This window comes from Mycobacterium sp. 852002-51961_SCH5331710, from assembly GCF_001665535.1.
Taxonomy (GTDB): Bacteria; Actinomycetota; Actinomycetes; order Mycobacteriales; family Mycobacteriaceae; genus Mycobacterium.
On the sequence record NZ_LZSQ01000035.1, the window covers coordinates 109766 to 123603 of the forward strand.

General features: G+C 67.0%; 17 protein-coding genes and 1 pseudogene. 6 read left to right on the top strand and 12 right to left on the bottom strand.

From position 1 onward, the window contains the following. Positions 1-44: 44 nt before the first annotated feature. Positions 45-1373 carry an FAD-dependent oxidoreductase gene (locus A5752_RS05505; RefSeq protein WP_067083125.1) on the top strand — a complete coding sequence of 443 codons (1329 nt, stop codon included), beginning with the start codon at positions 45-47 and terminating at the stop codon, positions 1371-1373. Here A5752_RS05505 and A5752_RS05510 read toward each other — a convergent pair. The 3 genes from A5752_RS05510 to A5752_RS27395 all read right to left on the bottom strand — a co-directional run bounded on the left by A5752_RS05510 (position 1327) and on the right by A5752_RS27395 (position 3455). Continuing rightward, complete coding sequence (locus A5752_RS05510; protein WP_067083127.1) at positions 1327-2625, bottom strand: cytochrome P450; 1299 nt, start codon at positions 2623-2625, stop codon at positions 1327-1329. The two genes, A5752_RS05505 and A5752_RS05510, sit on opposite strands and share 47 nt — an antisense overlap. 83 nt (positions 2626-2708) lie before the next feature. Continuing rightward, positions 2709-3212: a Cif family virulence factor gene (locus A5752_RS05515; RefSeq protein ID WP_067083129.1), complete on the bottom strand. Its 504-nt coding sequence runs from the start codon at positions 3210-3212 to the stop codon at positions 2709-2711. A gap of 81 nt (positions 3213-3293) precedes the next feature. Further along, positions 3294-3455, bottom strand: coding sequence for a hypothetical protein (locus A5752_RS27395; RefSeq protein ID WP_353612322.1), 162 nt, complete (start codon positions 3453-3455; stop codon positions 3294-3296). 117 nt (positions 3456-3572) lie between these two features. On the opposite strand from A5752_RS27395, the gene A5752_RS05525 reads away from it, so the two are divergent. Further along, positions 3573-4532 (top strand): alpha/beta hydrolase, encoded by a 960-nt coding sequence (locus tag A5752_RS05525; protein WP_067083132.1) that lies wholly within the window; start codon positions 3573-3575, stop codon positions 4530-4532. A 30-nt stretch (positions 4533-4562) separates the two neighbouring features. On the opposite strand, the gene A5752_RS05530 is transcribed toward A5752_RS05525, so the two are convergent. Continuing rightward, positions 4563-5000, bottom strand: coding sequence for an SRPBCC family protein (locus A5752_RS05530; protein ID WP_502686671.1), 438 nt, complete (start codon positions 4998-5000; stop codon positions 4563-4565). A 116-nt stretch (positions 5001-5116) separates the two neighbouring features. On the opposite strand from A5752_RS05530, the gene A5752_RS05535 reads away from it, so the two are divergent. After that, positions 5117-5998 (top strand): TIGR03854 family LLM class F420-dependent oxidoreductase, encoded by an 882-nt coding sequence (locus tag A5752_RS05535; RefSeq protein WP_067083135.1) that lies wholly within the window; start codon positions 5117-5119, stop codon positions 5996-5998. Between the two features lie 6 nt (positions 5999-6004). On the opposite strand, the gene A5752_RS05540 is transcribed toward A5752_RS05535, so the two are convergent. The 3 genes from A5752_RS05540 to A5752_RS05550 all read right to left on the bottom strand — a co-directional run bounded on the left by A5752_RS05540 (position 6005) and on the right by A5752_RS05550 (position 7615). Further along, positions 6005-6349, bottom strand: coding sequence for a hypothetical protein (locus tag A5752_RS05540; protein ID WP_067083137.1), 345 nt, complete (start codon positions 6347-6349; stop codon positions 6005-6007). Positions 6350-6406: 57 nt separating this feature from the next. Then, entirely contained in the window at positions 6407-6616 is a 210-nt protein-coding gene (locus A5752_RS05545) for an Rv3202a family protein (RefSeq protein ID WP_067083139.1), read from the bottom strand. A gap of 87 nt (positions 6617-6703) precedes the next feature. Further along, positions 6704-7615 (bottom strand): bifunctional helix-turn-helix transcriptional regulator/GNAT family N-acetyltransferase, encoded by a 912-nt coding sequence (locus A5752_RS05550; protein WP_231983327.1) that lies wholly within the window; start codon positions 7613-7615, stop codon positions 6704-6706. Positions 7616-7796: 181 nt separating this feature from the next. On the opposite strand from A5752_RS05550, the gene A5752_RS05555 reads away from it, so the two are divergent. After that, positions 7797-8684, top strand: a complete 888-nt coding sequence (locus A5752_RS05555) for a cyclopropane mycolic acid synthase family methyltransferase (protein WP_067083142.1) — start codon at positions 7797-7799, stop codon at positions 8682-8684. On the opposite strand, the gene A5752_RS05560 is transcribed toward A5752_RS05555, so the two are convergent. The 3 genes from A5752_RS05560 to A5752_RS05570 all read right to left on the bottom strand — a co-directional run bounded on the left by A5752_RS05560 (position 8681) and on the right by A5752_RS05570 (position 11669). Continuing rightward, on the bottom strand, positions 8681-8860 hold the full coding sequence (locus A5752_RS05560) for a hypothetical protein (RefSeq protein ID WP_231967507.1): 180 nt from the start codon (positions 8858-8860) through the stop codon (positions 8681-8683). The two genes, A5752_RS05555 and A5752_RS05560, sit on opposite strands and share 4 nt — an antisense overlap. A 56-nt stretch (positions 8861-8916) precedes the next feature. Then, positions 8917-10752, bottom strand: coding sequence for an MFS transporter (locus A5752_RS05565; RefSeq protein ID WP_067083145.1), 1836 nt, complete (start codon positions 10750-10752; stop codon positions 8917-8919). A gap of 71 nt (positions 10753-10823) precedes the next feature. After that, complete coding sequence (locus A5752_RS05570) at positions 10824-11669, bottom strand: alpha/beta fold hydrolase (protein ID WP_067083146.1); 846 nt, start codon at positions 11667-11669, stop codon at positions 10824-10826. Positions 11670-11730: 61 nt separating this feature from the next. Here A5752_RS05570 and A5752_RS05575 point away from each other — a divergent pair, with 61 nt between their 5' ends. Together A5752_RS05575 and A5752_RS05580 are read left to right on the top strand one after the other, a co-directional pair. Next, the gene (locus A5752_RS05575; protein ID WP_067083148.1) at positions 11731-12369 is read left to right on the top strand and encodes a TetR/AcrR family transcriptional regulator; all 639 of its coding nucleotides are present in this window, start codon (positions 11731-11733) and stop codon (positions 12367-12369) included. Next, on the top strand, positions 12362-12892 hold the full coding sequence (locus A5752_RS05580) for a lipoprotein LppJ family protein (protein WP_067083149.1): 531 nt from the start codon (positions 12362-12364) through the stop codon (positions 12890-12892). The genes A5752_RS05575 and A5752_RS05580 overlap by 8 nt, the downstream gene beginning before the upstream one ends. A 174-nt stretch (positions 12893-13066) precedes the next feature. On the opposite strand, the gene A5752_RS05590 is transcribed toward A5752_RS05580, so the two are convergent. Together A5752_RS05590 and A5752_RS27920 are read right to left on the bottom strand one after the other, a co-directional pair. After that, positions 13067-13444, bottom strand: a complete 378-nt coding sequence (locus A5752_RS05590; protein ID WP_067083152.1) for a thiol-disulfide oxidoreductase DCC family protein — start codon at positions 13442-13444, stop codon at positions 13067-13069. 212 nt (positions 13445-13656) lie between these two features. Beyond that, positions 13657-13838, bottom strand: a pseudogene (locus tag A5752_RS27920) (HNH endonuclease signature motif containing protein); the annotation flags it as partial.

A 13838-nucleotide genomic window follows, 5' to 3' on the forward strand; every position in this document is an offset into this window, starting at 1 on the left:
CTTCGTATATTGAATACACTTTATGTTACCTGAAAAGAGATACGATGAGAACCATCGTCGTCGGCGCCGGGCCGGCTGGGCTCTACAGCGCGATCGCCTTGGCGCGGCGTGGCCGCGAGGTCCTTGTCGTCGACCGCGACCCCGGCCCACCCGAACGCGGGTGGTGGCGGCGGCGCGGGGTGATGCAGTTCCACCAGGCCCACACCTTCCGTCGCCAAGTGATCGACGCGCTGGCCGCGGAGATGCCCGACGTGCTCGACGCGTTGATCGCGGCGGGCGCCGAAACCGCGACGGACAACCGCGGCGGGGCGGTGGGTCTGCTGTGCCGCAGGATGGCCTTCGACCGGGTGCTCTGGGCCCGCGCCGTTGCGCACCGCAACCTCGCGTTCTACCCGGGCAACGTCGACGACGTGCAGGTGGGCCGGACCGGCAACGTCGCCGTCCGCGTCGGAACCGCCACACTGGAAGCGAATCTGGTGCTCGACGCCTCGGGGCGCGACAGCCGCTTCACCCGCTCGATCCGCCCACCGGCCAGGGGCGAGGCGTGCGGCGCGGCCTACGTCAGCCGGCAGTACCAGCTGCACCGGAGGGCCACACCGCCACCGATGTCGACGCCGTTCGGGACGGTGCTTTCCCTGAACGGGTACTGGGCGCTGGCCTATCTGCACGACAACGGCGCGTTCTCGGTGACGATCGTGCACGACGGCACCGAGCCACGACTGCTCCAACTCCGCCACCCGAAAACCTTCGAAGCCGCCGTACGCGAGATACCGACACTCTCGGACTGGATCGAGCCGTCACGAAGCCGAGCACTCACCGGGGTCATGCCGGGATCGCGCCTGTACAACGGCTACCGCGGGCAGCGTGACGATGAGGGACGTGTGCCACTGCCCGGCCTCGTCTCGCTCGGTGACGCCGTCTGTACGACGACCCCGCTCGCGGGTCGTGGCGTGGCGCTCGCGCTGATGCAGGCGCGCGAATTGATGTCCATCCTCGACCACAGTGGCGACGACATCCGGTGCGCAACAGCAGAATTCAACGAGTGGTGCGTCAGCCACATCCGGCCGTGGTACACCGACCACGTCTATGCCGACGCCGATCGGGTGCGGCGCTGGTCAGGTCACGACGTCGACCTCACCAAGCCGCTACCGTCGGACCTGATCGTCGCCGCGGCCGACGCCGACGCGGAGCTGGGGGAGATCGTCACGCCGTACATCACGATGGACGCGCTCCCCGACAGTCTTCGCGCTGCCGAACCGCGCGCCAGAAGGCTTTACGAAAACGGTTGGCGCCCAACACCTGCCGCGGGCCCGAGCCGCGAGGACCTCATCGAGATCGTGACGGCGGCGTCCAGGACACCGGTAAGCGCTTGATCCCGTGGATGAACGGCGACAGCAACCGCGCCGGTTCCTCGGTGGCGGCGATGTCGGGTATCTGCCGGTGCAACTCCTCGAACACGACACTGATCTCGCGCCGAGCAAGGTTGGCGCCCAGGCAGAAATGCGCCCCTCCGCCGCCGAAACCGGCATGCGGATTGGGGTTGCGTGTCACGTCGAACGTCCAGGGGTCCGCGAACTTGTCCTCATCCCGGTTCGCCGAGCAATACCAGAGGGTCGCCTTATCGCCCGCGGCCATCTTGACCCCGCTGAGCTCGCAGTCCTCGGTGAGTGTGCGGCGCATGTAGTTCACCGGGAACGCCCACCGGACGATCTCCTCGACCGCGGTGGGGGCAACGGCCTCGTAATCCGCCCACCAGCGCTCGCGTTCACGGGGATAGCGTGTCAGCGCCAGCACGCCGTGGCTGATCGCGTTGCGGGTCGTCTCGTTGCCCGCCACCACCAGCAGGATGAAGAACGACGCGATCTCGGCCGACGTCAGGCGCTCACCGTCGACCTCGGCCTCCACCAGCGCGGTGGTGAGGTCCTCGTGGGGGTGGGTGCGACGGTCCTCGGCGTGCGCTGTCGCGTAGGCGCCGATGTCCATCGCGACATTGACGAACTCCTCGTAATCCTGGGCGATGTCCTTGTCCCCGAACCCGAGGATGACGTTGGTCCAGTGGAAGATCTGCTGATGGTCGTCCTCCGGGATGCCCATCATGTCGCAGATCACCTGCAGCGGCAGCGGTCCGGCCAACTCCGCGACGACTTCACCGTGGCCGTCCGGATGTTCGGCGATCATCGTCTCGACCAGGCGGCGCGCCCGGTCGCGGACCGAGGCCTCGGTGCGCGCCACCACCCGCGGGGTGAACGCCCGGCTGACGATGTTGCGCAGCCGGAGGTGTCGCGGGTCATCGGTGACGATCATCGAGCCGAAGTACTCGCTCAACTCCGGATTCGCGTCGTTGATCGTGATGCTCGGGCTCGAGCTGAAGATGTGTGGATGCCTGCTGGCGTACCAGACGTCGTCGAACTTGGTCAGCGCCCAGTGGCCCGGGCCTTCCTCAACGCCGGGTGTCTCCAACGGCTTGTGGAACGAGACCGGCGCCTCGCGCCGCAATGTGGCGAACGCGCCGTCGCGGAAGTCGTCGGGCTTGACCCAGAAGCTCCACGAGCCGAGATCGACCTCGGACAGCGGCACCTCGGGCGGAGGGGCGCCGTTGTCTCGGACCAGGTGCGCTCCGAACATGGGCGGTGTAGCGGTGTCCACCCGTCCGAGGGTAGGCCGATATCCGCAACGCGACGGCGATTCTGCCGCAGTGACCAAATTGACTACGGCAACTGCCAGTTCATGTTCTTGGCGAATACACGAGCGTCGTCGGAGAGGGTGTCGAGTTCGTGACAGCGCTGGATGTAACCCTGCACCATCACCAGGAAGTTCATCGGGTTGTAGGCGTCCTCTTCGTAGCTCCACTTCCCGTCACCGGCGTACCGCAGCACGGTGATCACCGGGGTGCCGTGCACGCTGCCGTCGCCGGGATCCTTCATCGTGTTGACATTGCGGTTGATCACCCAGCCCTTGTCGACGTCGATCGAATACCACTCGACCGGATAAAAGGGCATCTCGCTGCCGGGGAACATGTTCATTGTCGAAACGATCCAGTCACGAATGGTCTCCCGGCCCGACATGTTGCCGAGGGCATGTTCGACGTAGGTCGCGTCCTCGGTGAAGTGATCGGCATAGCTCGACCAGTCCCACGTCTTACCGATGTCGACCACCGCGTCCTGATAGGCGTGGAACGCCTCGTCGATCTCCTCACGTGACCACTGACCCATCGGAGGCTCCCTCGGCTCGCGGCTGAACAGGCACCGTTCTATCAAAGGTGTCGGCGTCGCCGCGGCGGATTCACGAGACGGTCAAAGTCCGCGTCTGCGCCCAGATCCGGTCCCCGGCGCGAGCGTGTCCATCGCCGTGGCGAGCGCGGGGGCGAGGGGCGGCTGATCCGCCGAACCCCAGTCGAGGTGGTTGCGGCCGATGGCCAGCATGTACACCTCGTCGAACCAATATTCCTTTCCCAAAACCCCTGCAACACAGTGCACTACAGCGGTCACCGCCGCGATCGGCACCACAACGGCAAAGGGGTAGATGGGTCGAAGTCGCGTCGCAACCACGCCCGGCCACGATAGTGTGCCGGCATGACCCTCGGCATCGACGCCCAGATACTCGAGGAGATGGCGCCGCTGCTTGCCGCTGTCGGCGAGGTCGACCCGGCGCCGGTCGGTGATGTGGAGACGCGGCGCGTCAACGGTCACCGCATGTTCGACACCGTCGCGGGGCAACGGACCCCCGCTGCCGGTGTGGAGGTCACCCAGCACTCGTTGACCACCGACGACGGGGCGACGCTGGCGCTCGGTTGGTATCAACGCAGCGGGGAGCAGCCGGGCAGCGCGGCGCTGTACCTCCACGGCGGGGGAATGATCTTCGGGCTCGAACACATCGGGCGCATCTACGACCTCGCTGTGCGCGACTACGTCGCGGCGTCCGGGGTGCCGATGCTGGTCGTCGACTATCGCGTGGCGCCCGAGCATCCGCACCCCACACCGGTCGAGGACTGCTACGCCGCGCTGTGCTGGCTGGCCACCAACGCCGCGGCGCTGGGGGTCGACCCCGACCGGGTCGCGGTGATGGGCGACAGCGCGGGAGGAGGCCTGGCCGCGGCGGTGTGCCTTCTGGCCCGCGACCGCGGCGGGCCCGCAATTGCACAACAGATCCTGATCTACCCGATGCTCGACGACCGCGCCGCGACACCCGATTCCAGCCTGCTGCCTTATCTGACGTGGACGTACGACGACAACGTCACGGGGTGGGGCGCGCTGCTGGGCGCCGAGGCGGGGTCGGAGTCGGTATCGCCGTACGCGGCGCCCGCACGCGCCACGGACCTCAGCGGACTGCCCGACACGTACCTCGACGTCGGTGATCTCGACATCTTCCGCAACGAGGACATCTCCTATGCGACCCGCCTTGCCGACGCCGGGGTGCCCACCGAACTGCACGTCTATCCGGGCTGCCCGCACGCGTTCGAAGCGCTGGCGCGATCCGCAGGCGTGTCGAAGCGCGCGCTCAGCGATCGCGTCCGGCGACTGCGCAGTCTCTGATCCCGTTGGTGGGCAACGGATCCGTCGCGCCTAGCCGTCGGGCGACTCGACCACGGCCTTGATGCGCTCGAGCGTCTTGCGCATATCGCGAATGTTGCGCCGTCGGCGCAGCTGACCACCGAAGACCGAGAACAGCTTCATCAGCACCGAGTCGTTGAGCCGGAACGATTCGGTGACGTCGGTTCCGCCCTCGACGGGGGTGAGTCGGTAGTGCCAGTTGTTCACCGGCTTGTCGCCGAGCAGAACCGCGAAACCGAACTCACGACCGGGCTCGCAGGCGGTCACCTCGCACGTGGTCCAGTAGACGGGCCCGATCTCGTTGCGCTTGACGTGACCGCGGAAGCGTGCGCCCAGCGCCGGACCGGCCGCGCCGCCGAGCCACTCGGCCTCCATCACCTCGGGGGAGAACTTGCCGGTGTTGCGCACATCGGCGATCAGGTCCCAGATCCGCTCCGCCGGTGCCGCCATCGACACCGTCACCGCTCCGTCCACCGCTTCCTCGCTCTCTCGCAAGCGTTTTCGCAACCCTAGCGCTCGGTCGGCCGAATGCGTCCCGAACGCTTGGTAAGTAGGATGGCGAGAACGTGAAAATTCGATTCGGGATCGGACTCGGCGCCGACATCGGCCCACACCAACTGCCGGACATCGTCGACCACCTGGAAGACACCGGCGTTGACTCGCTGTGGTTCTCCGAGCTCGTGTACTCCGAGGCCGTCGACCCGTTCGTCGGGATGGCCTTCGCCCTGGCCCGCACCGACTGCCTGAAGGTCGGTACGTCGGTAGCGGTGCTGCCGGGGCGGCATCCGGTACTCGTCGCCAAACAATTGGCCTCGCTCGCGGCGCTGGCCCCCAAAAGGGTGCTGCCGGTCTTCGGACTGCGCTCGGCCATCGCCGCGGAACGGCAGATCTTCGTGGTGCCCGATGGGGCGCGGGCCGCCGTGTTCGACGAGGCACTGCGACTGCTGCGTGCGGTGCTCGAACACGACGACGTCTCGTTCGACGGCGACTACTACTCGGTGCGGTCGGCTGCCGTGGCGCCGCGCCCCACCAAGCCGCTCGACATCTGGCTGGGCGGGTCGGCGCCGGCCGCGTTCCGGCGCATCGGCCGCCTAGGCGACGGCTGGCTGGGCAGCTTCGTCACACCGGCCGAGGCGCGGACGGCCAGGGAGGCGATCGAGCGTGCAGCCCACGAGGCGGGACGTGAAGTCGAGGCGGACCATTTCGGCATCAACCTCGCCGTCGCCGACGGGGAGCCGGCCCCGGAACTGCTGGCCGCGGTCAGGCAGCGCCGGCCCGACGTCGATCCCTCCGAACTCATCGCCGACGGCTGGCCGCAGTTGCATCGGCAACTCGACGCCTACGTGGATGCGGGCCTGACCAAGTTCGTGATCCGTCCGGCGGGCCGGTTCGCGATGGCCGAGTTCATCGATCAGTTCGTCGCCGAACTGATCCCGCGGCAGAACTGACCGGCGCTAGCGCGACGAGATGTCGCCGTGCAGGTCCGGCCACGGCGGCCGCCGGACCATCGCGATACCCGCAAGGGTGGACGAAACCAGGCCGACCAGGATTCCGGCCAGCGTGATCCGCGTCGAGTCGACGGCCGGGCGCCAGACGGCGTCACCGTTCTTGATGACGAACACTCCCGCCGGCTTGGTCGTCACCTTGACGTTCGGATCGCGTCCGCGGCGCGCGCGGCCCCGCACCTCCGCGACGGGGATGACGGTTGTGCCGTCGGCGGTCTCGTAGGGCTGGCCGTAGACGCGCGAGGCGTTGGGGTCGAAGTCGAGGCTATCCAGCAGTTCGGCACGCAGATCCATGGCGTCATGCTTACCCCCGCACCCGCACGGCGGCAGCCGATCGACTCGAGGGAACGGCTATTCGAACGGGAGATCGTCGTCGGGGAGGGGGACCTCGATCGCCTGATCGACCAGATCCGCCTCGTTGGCCTCCCACGTCCGCTCGGCGGAGATCTCCGCGGCGTCGTGCCAGGTGTCCTCGTCGCCTGGATCCACCGGGGTTTGCTGGTCCGCCACGTCGGCTTCGGGAATGGCATCGCCGAACGCGAGGCCGTCAGGTGTGCTCATGATCGGTCTCCGTTCTCGTTGAGGTTTACCCGTCTGACGTCAACGATAGTGCGGAAACGCCCACGCGCCACCGAGCAACGCGGTGATCTACAACGCGCGCGACCAGTACTCGCCGACCAGATCGGTACCGAAGCTGCGATGCGGCTCGCGCCGATCGCACACGAAGCCGGCCCGTTCGTAGATTCGCCGGGCGGCCACCAGAACGTCGTTCGTCCACAACGTGATTCGTGCGTAACCCGCGCGCCGCGCGAACCGCAGGCATTCGTCGACCAGCCGGGTGCCCACGCCGTGGCCGCGGGCGGTCGGTTCGACGAGCAGGAGCCGCAGTTGGGCGGTGTCGGGCTCGTCGGCGGCGGTGCAGAACACGCAGCCGGCACGCTGACCGTCCAGTTCGGCGATCCACGCCGCTTCCCGTGAAGTGTCACCCCGCCCGGCGTAGTCCGCGACCACGCGCGCGACCAAAGCCTCGAACGAGGCGTTCCAGCCGTATTCCTCGGCGTAGCGGGTGCCGTGACGCTCGATCACCCAGCCGAGGTCACCGGGCTCCGGCGCCCGCAGGACCGCGATGGACGGCGCCTGTTCGCCGTCGAGAAGGTCGCGGACGCGCTGCATGGACTGCACCAGATCCGCGCGACGCTCGTCGTCCAGCGGCTCCAGCAAGGCTTCGATGGCGCGGGTCTGCAGGTCGTCGAGTTCGCGGAAGGCGTCGCGCCCGGCATCGGTGAGCCGGACGATCTGACGTCGACCGTCGGCGCTGGACGGCATCCGCACCACCAGCCCGCGTTCGGTGAATCCCGACAGGATGCGGCTCAGATAGCCGGCGTCGAGGTCGAGTTGGCGCCGCAGCTCGACGACGGTGACGTCCGGCGAGCGGGCCAATTCGAACATCACCCGGGCCTCGGTCAGGCCGAATTGCGAGTCGGCGAGACGGGGCTGAAGCAACCCGATCACGCGCGTGTAGAAGCGGTTGAATCCTCGGATTTCGTCCACCACGGACATAGTTGACATCGTCAACCTAACTGTTGACTTTGTCAACAATGGTTTGCGCCTCGTTTGTGAGCCGCTGACCAGGGCAATGACGTCGACACCCAGGTGCTGTGCGTAAACTGCCCACCGACGGGGGAGGCTCTCTAACCGTGCGGAGCTTCGACCTGACCCAATTCGACGCCAGGGGCTGACCGTGCCAGAAAAATCGACCGACATCGCCCAGGACCTCACGCCTCACTTCGAGGACGTGCAGTCGCATTACGACCTGTCCGACGACTTCTACCGGCTGTTCCTCGACCCGACGCAGACCTACAGCTGCGCCTACTTCGAGCGCGACGACATGACGCTCGAGGAAGCCCAGATCGCCAAGATCGACCTGTCGCTCGGCAAACTCGGCCTGCAGCCGGGGATGACGCTGCTCGACGTGGGCTGCGGCTGGGGCGCGACGATCAAGCGGGCGCTCGAGCGATACGACGTCAACGTCGTGGGCCTGACGTTGAGCAAGAATCAGCAGGCGCACGTGCAGAAGGTGCTCGACGGCATCGACAGCCCCCGGAACAAGCGAGTGCTGTTGCAGGGGTGGGAGCAGTTCCACGAACCGGTCGACCGCATCGTCTCGATCGGCGCCTTCGAGCACTTCGGTCGCGACCGCTACGAAGAGTTCTTCAAGATGGCCTACGACGCGCTGCCCGCCGGCGGCGTGATGATGCTGCACACCATCGTCAAGCCCGACGACGAGGAGTTCGCGGAGCGCGGCCTGCCGCTGACGATGAACAAGCTGCGGTTCTTCAAGTTCATCATGGACGAGATCTTCCCCGGCGGAGATCTGCCGCAGCCGGTCGCGGTGAAGCGGCATGCCACCCAGGCGGGGTTCAAGGTCAGCCTGGTCCAGCCGTTGCGACTGCACTACGCCCGCACACTCGACCTCTGGAGCGCCGCACTCGAGGCCAACAAGGACAAGGCAATTGCCATTCAGTCCCAAGAGGTCTACGACCGGTACATGAAGTACCTGACCGGGTGCGCCGATCTCTTCCGCGAGGGTTACACCGACATCTGCCAGTTCACCCTGACCAAGGCCTAGCGGCGACGCAGCGCCCGCCAGAGCCGCAACGGCAACAGGCCGAGTAGGGGCGCGTGCTTCCCGAGGTCGTCGGCATCGCGTTTGTTGAACGCTGCGGCGTACTTTTGCGCGTCGTCGGCGCTCGCATATTCTTTGGCGCCCTGGGCCTCGCCGCAGCGCTCGCACTTCCACCGCATGGTGCGGCCGTCAGCCCGAAAGGTGGGGTCGTGCCCGAATATGCGGCAGCCCAGGGTCATTGCGGCGACGTCCCGGGAGGTGTGCCGACCCTGCCCCGGCTGTGCCGCGCGATTCGGTTCTCCGCCAATGCGACCCGCATCGCCTTGCGGAATTCACCCGGACCCCAGTAACGCGCGCCGACCGCTCGGTGCAGTTCCCGCACCGACATCGGGTCGTGCTCGCTCACCGCGCGCGCAATGGTTTCCACCTCGTGGTCCAGCGCCGATTCCGGCACCCCGGGGGTCGGCGGCTCACGCCACGCGCCATACCAGCCCGCGGGTGGCCCGGGCCGGTAGCGCCGCGTCCGGCTCGCTGCCCGTTCACGTTCCGTGCGTTCGGCGATGCGCGCCTGCCGGGCCGCGCGTTCCTGGTCGCGCTCCGACGGCTCGTCCGCCGGCTCCTCGTCTTCGTCGGCGGTCGTCAACGGCATCGCGAGGTCTTCGAGTTTCTGCCCTTCTGCCTTCACCCCGAACACCAACTCCACGACCCCACCCACGGCCATCACAGCCGCACCGATGAGGAAGGACACCGCGACGAGCCCGCGGTCGCCGGATTCGATCAGCTGGCCGAACAGCAGGGGACCGGTGATGCCGCCGACGGCCGTGCCGACCGCGTAGAAGAACGCGATCGCCAAAGCCCGCGTCTCCATGGGGAATATCTCGCTGACGGTGAGGTAGGCCGCGCTGGCTCCGGACGACGCCAGGAAGAAGCACACCCCGAGCACGGCCATGAAGACCCACACGCCGCCCGTCTGGGAGACGAACAGCACGGTCAGCGCCACGGCGACGGCCGCCGAACCCAGATACGCGAACGCGATCATCGGCTTTCGGCCGATCGTGTCGAAGAACCGGCCCAGCAGAATCGGCCCGGCGAAATTGCTCAGGGCCCACAGCGCGTAGAACATCGGCACGATGCCGGAGGAGACCTCGAAGAAACCGCTCAACAGGGTTCCGAGGTTGAACGTGAAGGCGTTGTAGAGGAACGCCTGACCGATGAACAGCGCGAGACCGAGGATCGCCCGCCGCGGATACTTCGTGAACGCGACGTGTGCGATCTCGCGGAACGAGATCGTCTTGCGCTGGCGCACCGTGAGCGACCCCTCGGGTTCCTCGAGGGGTTGGCCGGTCGAGCGTTCGACTTCACTCTCGATCTCACCGACCACGCGTTCGGCTTCGTCTTCGCGGCCGTGAATGAACAACCATCGCGGGCTTTCCGGGACGTGCCGGCGAACGACGAGCACCACGAGACCGAAGATGGCGCCGATGCCGAAGGCGATACGCCAACCGATGTCGGCCGGGAAGATCGCGGTGTTCAAGAGCAGCAGCGCACCCGCGGCACCGCCGGCGGCGCCGAGCCAGTACGAACCGTTGATGATGAGATCGACCCGGCCGCGGACACGGGCGGGGATCAATTCGTCGATCGCGGAGTTGATTGCGGCGTATTCGCCGCCGATACCCGCGCCGGTGAAGAACCGCGCTATGAAGAAGTACCACGGTGCGAACGCGAAAGCCGTTGCCACCGTGGCAGCGAGATACACCGCGAGGGTCAACAGGAACAGCTTCTTACGGCCGAACCGGTCGGTGAGCTGACCGAAGAACAAGGCACCCAGGCATGCGCCGGTGATGTAAACCGCGGCGGCGATGCCGATTTGACCCGCCGTCAGCTCGATCCCGCTGCCGCTCTCCGTCAGTCGGGAAGCGACGTTGCCCACCATGGTGACTTCGAGGCCGTCGAGGATCCACACTCCGCCCAGCCCGATGACGACGCGCCAGTGGAATCGCGACCAGGGCAACCGATCCAGCCGACCCGGGACCTGGGTGGTGATCGTGCCGGTTTGCACGCCAGAACTCATCGCCAGCCTCCTCGACCGCGCCGTAATCGGCTAGGGAGTACCCAACTGGCGCGAATTCACCCAGGCAGCGCTCAACTCCGCGGGGTGGCACCGACTCCGAGGATCGCGTCGATCACGGCCGAGGGTGCATCCAGCGACACGAACGTCCTCGCCTCGGGCACCTCGATCAGGGTCGAGTTGCTGAAGCATGCGGCCAACCGCCTGCCGAGCGCCGGCGTGAACGCCCGGTCCCGCTGTCCCCACACCAACGTCACCGGCTTGGTGAACCGGGGGAGCCTGGTCGCCACATCGGTGAGATCAGTCTTGGCAACGGCTCGCAGCAGTCCGGCCAGATCCCGGCGGATCCGGGCATCGGTGAGGCATGGTCGCAGCCACGACTCGGTCAATCGAGCGTCAGGATGCATCAGAAGCCCGAAGCCCAACGGGGAATGGCGCAGGGCAGGCACTTTCATCGTCGAGAACAACAGCTTGATCGAGGCGGGTCCGCGCAGCAGCGCGAACACCACGTCGAAGGGGAACGGCGGGAACTTGTCGAAGGCATCGCAATTGGTGAGCACCAACCGCCCGACACGGTCGGGTCCCTGGTCGACGACGAGCTGACACAGGCCACCTCCGGTGTCGTTGCCGACCAGCGTCACGTCCGACAAGTCGAGGGCGGCAAGGAATTCGCGGATCATCGCCGCCACCCCCTGCGGTGACAACTCGGTTCCGGGATTCACCGGGATGGTGTGGGAACCGAGAGGCCACGTCGGTAAGTAACAGCGGTAGCCCTGGCGGGCAAGGTCATCGGCGACCGGATCCCACAGATGGCCGTCGACGAGAATCCCGTGAACGAAGACCACCGGAGGATGAGGGGAATCCTCGGGACCCAACACGCGGTAGTCGATGGTCGCCTGTTCCAGCGCCAGTTGGGGCATGTTCGCTATCCTCTCCATCACCACTTACAAACAACTGGTACGAAAGTTACGTGCAGTCTGTATGAAAGTCAATGAGGGGGCGGGTCCGGATTCTCGCCGCCGGCGAACCCAGGCCGAGCGCACCGCCGCGACGCGTGCTCAGCTCATGGCTGCCGCCCGAAAACTGTTTGCGGACAGAGGATTCGCCGAGGTATCCACCCAGGCTGTCGTTTCGGCGGCGGGTGTCACCCGTGGGGCGCTGTACCACCAGTTCGGCGACAAGGCCGGCTTGTTCGCGGCCGTCTACGAAGAGATCGAGCGGGATATGGTCGCCGACATTGCGCGCGAAATCGCCGAACGCCAACCGACAGACCCGGTGGAGGCGATGCGGGTCGGCGCCCGGTTGTTCCTCGACGCCTGCGCGGCGCCCGACGTGCAGCAGATCGTCCTCATCGACGCGCCTGCAGTGCTGGGCTGGGAACGCTGGCGCGAGGTCGGGATGAAATACGGCCTCGGGGTGATCGAGGGCATGCTGGCCCACGCGGTCGCCCAGGGCGCGATACCCGACCAACCGCTGCGACCCACGGCGCACGTCCTGCTCGGGGCTCTCGACGAGGCCGCGCTGTACGTGTCGCGGGCGGTCGACCGCAAGCAGGCCCGTCGCGAAATGGACGTCGTCTGTGACCGCATGCTCGACGGGATCGCAGGAGGCGATGGCTGACCAGTTGCGGTCCCGCCCGTCGCGGCTCCTGCTGTGGGCCGCGTTGGCGATGTGCCTCGCGCTCGGTGCGGCCGTGGTGATCACGGGACTCGGTGAGCGGCCGCTTCGCCCAGCCGCGACCATCACCGATGACGAGGCGGCCGCACAGGTCGTGACGGCGGCTCGACGCGTCATCGCCACCGCACGGCTGCAGCATCCCGCCGGGGGTTATGCGTTCATGCCGTGCGGCGCGGAGGAGGGTCCGCCCTACCAGGCCGTCTTGCACATGACATTTACTGTGCCGCAACGCAACTCGGCGGGCTATCTGGATGGGATCGCTGCGGCGTTGGTCGACGACGGCTGGGTCCGGTCGGGGGCCGAAGGCGACCATTTCGGGATCACACTGACCAGGTCGGGCATGACCGCGCTCCTCACCCATGAGACGAGGCAAGCCGGTTCGGCCACGATGAAGCTCTACGGAGAGTGCCGCGTCGACGGCGACCACAGCGACGACGATCCGGCCTGGACCGACGTGACGCTCTGACCGGCCAGGCTGCGCTGAAGTAGCAGGGTGTCGAGCCACCGCTCCTGCTTGTAACCGACGGCGGTGAGCCGACCGGCTTCGACGAACCCGCGGCTGCGGTGCAAAGCGACGGAGGCGTCGGCGTCGGCGTCGGGGTCCGTTGCCCGGACGTTGACCTTCCAGGACACCACCGGGTCAGCAGGTGACCGGATGAGACTCGCAGAACGGCGTCGTACCGGGGAAGCGATAGCGATGAGAGGCGACGTACCGGTAAACGGCCTCCTGTAGCGCCCGGACGCCGGGGAGCCGGTAGATGCGCAGTGGGAGCTCAGATCCCAGCGCTGCCGCGACCGCGGCGTTCATCGCCTCTGCGCTCTCGTACACCTCGCCCGAATCGTCGAGCCATCGTGCGGCGTCGAGAACCCGCGACTCGGGGATTCTCAAGCGCTCGGCGACGCCTTCGCCCTGCAGAGGAGCGGTTCGCAGTTTCCCGGTCCGGTTCAGCTTCTCAATGAAGTACACAGCGCGGGTGCACATTCCGCAGTTGCCGTCGAAGAACAGGGTTCCGGCCATAGCGCTATTGTCCCTCCGATCGGGTCGCGGGAGGTCCGGATTCGGCGTGTGCCGCGTCACCATGACGGGCGGCCATACCGGCAGCGCTTCGAACACGACACGGTGTGTGCGGCGCTCACCGTCAACTCGGTACACCCTCATGGCTCGGTACACCCACATGGCAAGCGGTGTCCCGCCGCTACGAGCGAGCAAAAGACCACTGCGAGCGGCGGTCAGGCCGCCTGGTCTCCTGGGGGTGCTGGTCCGCCGGGTTCGTCACCGGGTTCGGTGTTTTCAACAGGTGCGGGCTGGGTTGGGGTGTCGTCGGTGGGTTCGTCGTCGTCGGGTCGGAGGAGGCGTTCGGGGCGGTGGTAGTAGTTGGTTCGGGCTTGGCCGGTGTCGAGGTCGGGTGGGG

What these genes read in the sequence shown, in the direction of transcription:
- A5752_RS05505 (WP_067083125.1), top strand. Translation starts at nt 45, where the DNA reads ATGAGAACCATCGTCGTCGGCGCCGGGCCGGCTGGGCTCTACAGCGCG.
- A5752_RS05510 (WP_067083127.1), bottom strand. Translation starts at nt 2,625, where the DNA reads ATGTTCGGAGCGCACCTGGTCCGAGACAACGGCGCCCCTCCGCCCGAG.
- A5752_RS05515 (WP_067083129.1), bottom strand. Translation starts at nt 3,212, where the DNA reads ATGGGTCAGTGGTCACGTGAGGAGATCGACGAGGCGTTCCACGCCTAT.
- A5752_RS05525 (WP_067083132.1), top strand. Translation starts at nt 3,573, where the DNA reads ATGACCCTCGGCATCGACGCCCAGATACTCGAGGAGATGGCGCCGCTG.
- A5752_RS05530 (WP_502686671.1), bottom strand. Translation starts at nt 5,000, where the DNA reads ATGGCGGCACCGGCGGAGCGGATCTGGGACCTGATCGCCGATGTGCGC.
- A5752_RS05540 (WP_067083137.1), bottom strand. Translation starts at nt 6,349, where the DNA reads ATGGATCTGCGTGCCGAACTGCTGGATAGCCTCGACTTCGACCCCAAC.
- A5752_RS05545 (WP_067083139.1), bottom strand. Translation starts at nt 6,616, where the DNA reads ATGAGCACACCTGACGGCCTCGCGTTCGGCGATGCCATTCCCGAAGCC.
- A5752_RS05550 (WP_231983327.1), bottom strand. Translation starts at nt 7,615, where the DNA reads ATGTCCGTGGTGGACGAAATCCGAGGATTCAACCGCTTCTACACGCGC.
- A5752_RS05560 (WP_231967507.1), bottom strand. Translation starts at nt 8,860, where the DNA reads ATGCGGTGGAAGTGCGAGCGCTGCGGCGAGGCCCAGGGCGCCAAAGAA.
- A5752_RS05565 (WP_067083145.1), bottom strand. Translation starts at nt 10,752, where the DNA reads ATGAGTTCTGGCGTGCAAACCGGCACGATCACCACCCAGGTCCCGGGT.
- A5752_RS05570 (WP_067083146.1), bottom strand. Translation starts at nt 11,669, where the DNA reads ATGCCCCAACTGGCGCTGGAACAGGCGACCATCGACTACCGCGTGTTG.
- A5752_RS05575 (WP_067083148.1), top strand. Translation starts at nt 11,731, where the DNA reads ATGAAAGTCAATGAGGGGGCGGGTCCGGATTCTCGCCGCCGGCGAACC.
- A5752_RS05580 (WP_067083149.1), top strand. Translation starts at nt 12,362, where the DNA reads ATGGCTGACCAGTTGCGGTCCCGCCCGTCGCGGCTCCTGCTGTGGGCC.
- A5752_RS05590 (WP_067083152.1), bottom strand. Translation starts at nt 13,444, where the DNA reads ATGGCCGGAACCCTGTTCTTCGACGGCAACTGCGGAATGTGCACCCGC.